The 6,007-nt window shown below is 40.2% G+C and carries 2 protein-coding genes, 2 rRNA genes and 2 pseudogenes; 1 reads left to right on the top strand and 5 read right to left on the bottom strand.

Translation table 11 applies throughout. The annotated features are described in order from the left end of the window. Positions 1–1,088 (bottom strand): major outer membrane protein (locus tag Q0620_RS00510; RefSeq protein ID WP_298782728.1); only part of this gene is annotated, 1,088 nt, incomplete at its 3' end. Between the two features lie 761 nt (positions 1,089–1,849). Further along, on the bottom strand, positions 1,850–2,236 hold the full coding sequence (locus Q0620_RS00505) for a hypothetical protein (RefSeq protein ID WP_298782726.1): 387 nt from the start codon (positions 2,234–2,236) through the stop codon (positions 1,850–1,852). 307 nt (positions 2,237–2,543) lie between these two features. On the opposite strand from Q0620_RS00505, the pseudogene Q0620_RS00500 reads away from it, so the two are divergent. Continuing rightward, positions 2,544–2,942, top strand: a pseudogene (locus Q0620_RS00500) (EamA family transporter); the annotation flags it as partial. A 790-nt stretch (positions 2,943–3,732) separates the two neighbouring features. Here Q0620_RS00500 and Q0620_RS00495 read toward each other — a convergent pair. The 3 genes and pseudogenes from Q0620_RS00495 to Q0620_RS00485 form a co-directional block, all read right to left on the bottom strand. After that, positions 3,733–3,972 (bottom strand): annotated as a pseudogene (locus Q0620_RS00495) (helix-hairpin-helix domain-containing protein); the annotation flags it as partial. Between the two features lie 1,131 nt (positions 3,973–5,103). After that, positions 5,104–5,220 (bottom strand): 5S ribosomal RNA (gene rrf / locus Q0620_RS00490). A 462-nt stretch (positions 5,221–5,682) separates the two neighbouring features. Further along, positions 5,683–6,007 (bottom strand): 23S ribosomal RNA (locus Q0620_RS00485); the annotation flags it as partial.

The following is a 6,007-nucleotide window of genomic DNA, read 5'->3' as shown; positions in this document are numbered from 1 at the left end:
AGGTAATCGGCACCGATTCTGATACCAGTATCAGGAATAGTATAGCCTGCTACTGCATACCAATAATGATTTTTACCAGTAAAGTTCGTATAATCTAGCAACTGCTCACCCGGGCTAATAAAGGAGCCTTGATCTTCAAAAGATACAAAAGAAGCGCGATCTTTATTATCAGGCTCGAATCTCAAATAACCTGCAGCTAAATCGATACCGAATAGACCCATACTAGCCTCTGCAGCCCAAAAATCTGCATCACCTACATCAGTCTCTGTAACAAACACTGGTGGAACAGGAATATTATTCCAATGGCCATAAGACGCTTTGTCAAAATCAGAAAACGCGTATTGACCTTTTACACCGATATTGAAATCATCGGAAATATCAAAGTTAAATGCTAACTCTGCAGCGAAAAGATCGGCTACATCCTCTAAAGAGTTATACCATAGTTGGAAAGCTACCGGATCGTATGAACCCATAGCCCCTATGCCATATAGATTATGATCGGTAGTTAATTTTCCTCCTAATGGAGCCATTGCACCTGTTCTATTCCACTTAAGGCTGCCAATATCACTATCATTCTCTAAAGAGTCCATCCAAAAGCCAGTAAGAGTTAGCCCCTCGATATCGGTGCTAGTAATCTTAACACCGTCCCCATACATATCATCCGTAAAGAACGAACCTATACCCTGGCGACCAACTGTAATCGTAGTGCCGCCAATAGCATATCCTAAGTAGGCCTTGGCAATATCAAATTGAGACTCATCATCCTCTTCATTTTTCTCCTGAAGATATACACCGTCTGAAGATGAAAAAGTCTGACCGTTATCTCTATCCATGAATCTAACACCGACTACACCGAAAAAGTTATCGTCGATTTTAGCTTTGAAATCTACTTCGGATTTGAATTCCCAGACACTAGATTTCTCGCGGTGGACATTTTTATCGGATTCATTATTGTGTGTATATCGCATACGAGCGTATCCGTTTAGATCCACATCCTTGATAGCTTCCTCTAACGGAACAGCACTTGCACTCATAGCAAGAGCACCTGCAGCGACTGCTGCCGCTAAACTAAGTTTAACTAGTTTCATTTTGAACTCCTTTAAAAGTTTGTAAGCGCAATAGTAGCACAAAATGACAAATTATATGCTTAAAATAGGCTGAAAAATACTAAAATTTTACCAAATTGTTACCGAGTATTTACCGAAAACCCAAATTTAACGGGCATAAAAAAAGCGAGACCCACACAGGCCTCGCCGATTATTGAAAGGAGTTCTAATTTCGATGTGGGGATTATATCAGACCGCGGTAAACAGACGGCAACACCTCTTTCATGCGGGAGAAATTTGATAAAATTTTACGATACAAAATTCGCAAAGCGTGGGTTTAAAAAATCCACGCAACATCTTATCAGTGGAGAATACAGCACTGAGAACGAGCAGTACGCGAAAAACCGCAGAAAGAAAATTGATAAGAAGTTCGCAATCAAAATTCTAGCGCCAGCTGTATTTCTATAATATAGAATTTTGCGGACAAAATGGCACTATGCAGCAAGGAATTTTAAGCGCGAAAGCAAGCGAATAGAAAATGCTAACCTAGCCATATAAGTAAGATGTGCAGCGCAGAATTTCGTGAAATACAAAATTCCACAACTTATAAAATATAAAATTTATGCAGGCAATCGCATAAAGAATCAGCGGACTTTAAAGCGCAAGCAAATCACGCCAGCCCGCTAGATTAAAAACAGAAACTATTGCCTTCATAAGAGTAGAGAACGAACACAAAAGCGTTTCGCAAATTAAAAGCAGGCTCGCTTACCTTAAAGGGCGCAGCGGTTAAAAATCGCGTGGGATTAAAAGCTAATATTTTCGCTCTCTGGTACAGCAATAGCGTCATTTTTATGCATTTGTTTGGTCTCGATTTTACCGATATCATAAGCGCGCGGAGCAACGGAACCCGCTTTGCGCGAGATGATTCGCATATCGGTGATAGCGCCTGAAGCGGTACTTATGTAGGCAGTATCTCCTGCAGCCGCATAGTATCTGCTTGCGCGAGCGGTGTAGAGCTCGCCGCTGGATAGGTCTTTAAACGTATATACGTAAGCTGTGGAGCTTTGGCGAGTGTAGTTTACGATCTCGGATTTGAGCGAGCGTAAGTTGCCTGCAGGCGTCGGAGCGGTGCTTGCGGCGCAGCCTGCGATGCCAAGAGCCAAAAGCGCGGAAAATATGAAATTTTTCATTCAGTATCCTTATTTGTAAAATTTGAACTTTTAGAGTAGTAGGTTTGGGCTTAAAGTTTGCTTTTTTGAGAGGCATCGAATTGGAATTTAAACGACGATGGATGCGCTTGCGTCGCTGGCATTTGTTTTTGAGGAGCGTCGAAGTGGAATTTAAACAGACCTCTCTTAGTGTTAGGCGAAGCGAGAATGTGCTTTTGACGATTTTTCTATATATGCGGGGTAGAATTTAGCAGTAATCGCAGCGAGACTTGGCAATCGTATCTAAATTAAAACAGCAGAGCTCTAGCTTCTTTTACCCAGCGGCTAGCTTGCATCAGCACTCTTTGCGGCGCTGACTGCGATATTTGCAAAAATCGGACTCGAAGGCATTAACTCCCACTTCGCAACTTTTATCCGCACGATCATCATAGCCTTTTGCCTCGCCGTGTTCCTACGCTACGCCAAAGCCTGGCAGCCGCTATCGAGCCTGAGCCCTCGCAACTGGGTATTTTTGATACTAAGTGGGCTGGCGACGGGTGCATCGTGGCTAGCGTATTTCAAAGCTCTGCAAATCGGCAAAGCCTATCAAGTAGCACCGATCGATAAACTAAGCGTAGTGCTCGTTGTGATCATAGCCGTGATATTTTTAGGCGAGCGCCCGAGTCTTCGCGAATGGCTCGCGCTAGCACTCATCGGCACAGGCGTAATAATGCTAGCATTTAAATAGGGTAAAATTTGCTTTAAACCTATCTCTTGTGGTCTTTTTAAGCGCCACTCTCGCACTACGCTATACACTTTGATCAGATAAACCCACTGCCACTTCTGCAAAATTGCCGCCCTAAACCGCTATGATTTCTTATGGCTTGACATTTAGCCTACACGATTTCTAGGCATTAGCTTAAACGTGCCGATAATCGATTTGCCGATACCTTGCTGTAGTTAGGCGGTCTTTAGGGTAGTTTTAGTTCTGTTTAAAAGTAGTGAGATTAAAATTTATGAAAAATCAAGAATTTACACCTTAAAATTCCAAAAAATATCGGCTCACCGTATCATAAAATAAAATTGCATCCGCAAGTTTAAATCGAACTGTAAACTTCTAAATCTACAGTATAGTCGATCACAAGCTAATTACGCAAGATGCGAATTGAAATCTTGCACACTTCCATAGCTCCGCCTAAATTTATGCTCTTGCTACGTAGATCATGATTCGTCGCAAGTGCTAGGCTTGTAGAATAATGAGCTAAGGTCGGGAGAAATTACTCTCCCTTACCCTTCTTACTCCTCTTACCAGAAGCCTTAGATGATCCCTCTTCTTTAGCTTCGTTTTTCAACTTAGCCGTAGAGCCTTTTACTTTACCATCATCATTCATAGCTTTATCCATGCTATCATCCATTTTCTCTTGCATCTTTTCCGATTTAGTATTTGCTTTAGCTTTAGCAGATTTGGCGGTATCTTTAGCTTTTTTACTTGCTTTTTTCTTGGCAGATTTTAGATCACTAATGTCGGTCTGTCCGCTTACGGCAAGATCATCTTTAATAAGCTCAAATCTCTTATCGCCTATGCCTTTAATGTTTTTGATATCCTCGATATCTTTAAATTTATTATCCTTGCGGTAATCTATAATAGCCTGAGCTTTTACCTCTCCGATGCCCGGAAGCGCCATAAGCTCCTCTTTACTTGCGGTGTTTAAATTTACTGCTGCTAGCATAAATGCAGGAAGCGATAGAAATAGTGCGGATTTAAATAGGTTTTTCATTAAAAGTCCTTTAAGGTTAAGATATTTGTATTGTCAAATAAAACGTCTATTAGCATTGAGGCTTTTGCATACCTATCCCGCGTCAGTGCTAGAAAAGGGAATGCGCCCATATGCTATTACGCTACCTTGCAATACGGTAGGGATTATATTTGCAGCGGGCTTAAAGGGAGATAAAATTTAAGAGATATATTGAAATTTTATCTGCTTCGATCGTTTTATTAAATACGTTAAATCTTAGCTTGATCTTAAAAAGCAGATAGGCGCGGATAAGGCTAGATATATTAATTCAACAGCGCTTTTTTTGCTCCTCTTTGGAGACCGAAAAGGATAAAGCTAGATATATTAAATTTAATACCGCAAGCATTGAAACTGGATTTGGATTTAAATCATGTAAAAGGCTAAGCGGCGGTACTTATAAAATTTAGTCCTACCTTGCTGCGCACGGAGACTTTTTACGTGCGAGACTATATACAACAATACGGCGACGGGATACTGGTGCTGTGAAAGGCACGGATACTTTACGTACAAAGCTATACGAGCAATCTTCATAAAATTTAGCCGCATCAATAAGCTTGCTTTTGTAGGACATGCTTTTATAGGCTTGATTTTTAATAGGGTTTTATCTGCTTATAGAACGTTTCATTATATTAAGTAACAATGCTTGCCAAGCTTTATTTGGTATCTAGTTTAAATCATTCGAAAGCTTTATAAGTTGCCGGCGGCTTTATAATTTAGATATAAAAACGCGGCAATGCATTAAAAAACGAACGTATAAATCATAAATGAGGCTTGTAGAGGTTAGAAATAAAGATCGCGCCATAGAAGTTAAAAAGCAAACGCAACAGGACAGTATGGAAAAATAATACGAACAAAGCAAGTATTATAAAAAAATTTCAATCCGTATCATTTTTCACTCAATATAAGTCAAATTTAATGCAGAGTTTTGAGATTTTGTATTGATGGAGGATTAGATTTAAAATTTGTATTTGCAGAAGGTTCTAAAATTCTAAAAAGGCTATGGAATTTTAAATTTATCAAGCAATATTTATTGGCTAAAAGAAGCGATAAGCTAAAGATACTGAAATAGAATTTAAATTGGAAATTGCATGGAAAGTTATGAGATTCTAACAAAGCCTGCAGCGACCTACTTTCCCCGTCCGAGTAACGGATAGTATCATCAGCCAGGACGAGCTTAGCTTCTTGGTTCGAGATGGAGCAAGGCGTTTCCTCGTCTGTATAGCCACAGGCAGTGTTAAATAAGGGATTGCTTTTGTTGTTTGATAGTAATATTATATACTGCGAATACGTTACGAGCTTTAGCCGCGTAGCGCATGAGCTGCTTTACTCGCTCCTGCCTGTTCGCCTCATATCAAAAATATACTTCGTAATCTATCGGATTAATCGTAGATTACGGATATCTTTTATAATCTCTTATTTAACACTGCGTTCATCGTTAAAGTCAGATCTTGTTTTATAAAACGGAGTTTGTTTTAGGATTGATGCTTTAAGTATAAATTTGGTTATTCATCTTTGCTTTTAAATTTAATATCCAAGGCATTTTACAAAGTATTTTTACTTTTAGACAAGGCGCGTGAGCTAGGATAAGGGAGCGAACATATAAGTTCGTGACCGTAATCCGAAGCGAAACGCAACGCAGTATAAAATAAAAAGACGAAGTAAAATTTATCCTTAACAAGGAAGTAATGCTTAAAAGATAAGCAAACGAGCTATTAGTACCGGTCAGCTAAAGGACTTTCATCCATTACACATCCGGCCTATCAAACTAGTAGTCTACTAGAGCTCTTAAAAGAAGATTCATCTTGGAGTCGGCTTCGAGCTTAGATGCTTTCAGCTCTTATCGCATCCCGACTTAGCTACCCGGCGGTGCTCTTGGCAGAACAACCGGTACACCAGTGGTCGGTTCAACCCGGTCCTCTCGTACTAGGGTCAACTCTCCTCAATCTTCTTACGCCCACGGCAGATAGGGACCGAACTGTCTCACGACGTTCTGAACCCAGCTCGCGTACCGCTTTAA

It is taken from the genome of uncultured Campylobacter sp. (genome assembly GCF_938017615.1).
GTDB lineage: Bacteria > Campylobacterota > Campylobacteria > Campylobacterales > Campylobacteraceae > Campylobacter_B.
Note: the sequence above shows the minus strand (reverse complement) of the source record. Positions and strands in the feature narration are given on the sequence as shown.